This is a genomic window from Bradyrhizobium sp., assembly GCF_049581145.1.
GTDB lineage: Bacteria > Pseudomonadota > Alphaproteobacteria > Rhizobiales > Xanthobacteraceae > Bradyrhizobium.
Map to the genome: position 1 here is coordinate 1 of NZ_JBAURI010000448.1, position 1649 is coordinate 1649.

At 62.0% G+C, this 1649-nt stretch carries 1 protein-coding gene; it reads right to left on the reverse strand.

Going from position 1 to position 1649, the window contains the following annotated elements:
- Positions 1–1529, reverse strand: a 1529-nt coding sequence (locus WCB02_RS14490) for a secretin N-terminal domain-containing protein (protein ID WP_423958907.1), incomplete at its 3' end; no start/stop codon positions are given.
- Positions 1530–1649: the final 120 nt, after the last annotated feature.

A 1649-nucleotide genomic window follows, 5' to 3' on the forward strand; every position in this document is an offset into this window, starting at 1 on the left:
CCATAGCTCAGTTCATTGGAGAGCGTTACCTCGACGATCGTTGCATCGATAGCCACCTGCAGCGGCGCCTGGTCGATCTGCTGCAGGGTCGCTTCGATGATCTTGTAGTTGCCCTGGTCAGCGTAGATCAGAAGCTCATTGTTGACGGCATCGGGCGTGATGCGCACGCCTTCCATCAGAGGCTGGCCATTGCCTCCGCTGCTCCTGCTGTCGAGAGCGCCGGCACCTGCCTGGCCTCCCGCCGCAGGCTGCGAGGACTGGCCAAATCGCGGCGCATTACCGCCGGTTCCGGTTGCCGAGGGCGCGGATTGAGCAAAGCCGTTGCTTTGTGTGGAGTTTGCATTCAGCGACAGCTTGTCGGCGCTGGATGTGGATGATGATCCGGACCCTGGCGCGAGTTGGTTATCCGGGCTGTCGAGCGAGGACGACGATCCGCCGATGAACATATCCGTCAGAACCTTTGCGATCTGGCGCGCCTCGCCATACCTCACGTGATAGACATGAACGCTGTTGCGCGCGGTGTCGGCGCGGTCGAGCCGCCTGATCCAGGTCGCTGCGGTCTGCAGCAGCGCCGGCTTGCGGCTGACCACCAGGATGGCGTTGAGACGGCTCATCGGCTGGAATTTGACCACGCTCTGGCTGAGGCCGCTGTCGCCGGAGTCCATGATCTTTTCCAGTTCGGAGATGATCGGTTCGGGCGCGCTGTTGGTGACCGGGAAAATGCCGACCGATTGGCCGCGCATCCAATCGACGTCGAAACTCATGGCGGTCTCGACCGCGGTCTGGCGCTCGGCGCCAGTGCCCTGAATGAGCAGAAGATTTCGCGTCGGGTCGGCGCGTATGCTGCCCGGTTTGGTCGCAAACGAATCCATCAGCTTCAGGATGGTCTGCGCGGAGACATATTGCAGCGGCACGACGGAAACGCCGTAGCCGGGCTCCGGGCTTGCCGCCGCGGAGTCGACCCGGCCGGCGCCGACAGCATCGCCAAGCGGCGTCAGCCGGTAGCCAGCCGCATCGCGGATCAGCACGACGCCGCTCAGTCGCAGCGCGTTTTCCAGCACGAAAATGATGTCGGATTTCGCGACCGGCCGCACAGATACCAGGCTCACGGTGCCTTGCACGCGCGGATCAATCGTGTAGCCGGTATTCAGGATATCGCCGAGCACGACCTTGGCGACGGTCGTCACCGGGGTATTTTCGAAATTCAGGTCGTATCCGTTGCCGCTTGACGAGCGCTCGATTCGGGTCTCGGGAACATCGGCGATGACCGTTCCCTCATACAGGGCCGCGTGGCCCCGTTCGCCGACATTGGTCTGCGTTGCATTCACTGCCTCCGGCTGACGGGGCATGATGTCCAGCGAACGGACCTTGTCGAGCACATCGATATCGCCCGGCGCGTTGGTCGCCGGAGTTCCCAGTGTGGCAGAGTTGCAAGACGCCAGCAGGCTGAGGGTACAGAGCGCCAGTGCGGTCGCGCCAACGCCACGGGCGGCCGACCAGAATCGACGCTGATTGCTGACGCGCACCATAGCTTCGCCGATCCAACTTCAATTCACGCAACTGCGGATCATGCACGGGCAGACCCAACTGGCCGCATTCGTAATGAGCAAACATGACAGTAATAATTAGCGGCGAGCTTTGATCTAAAT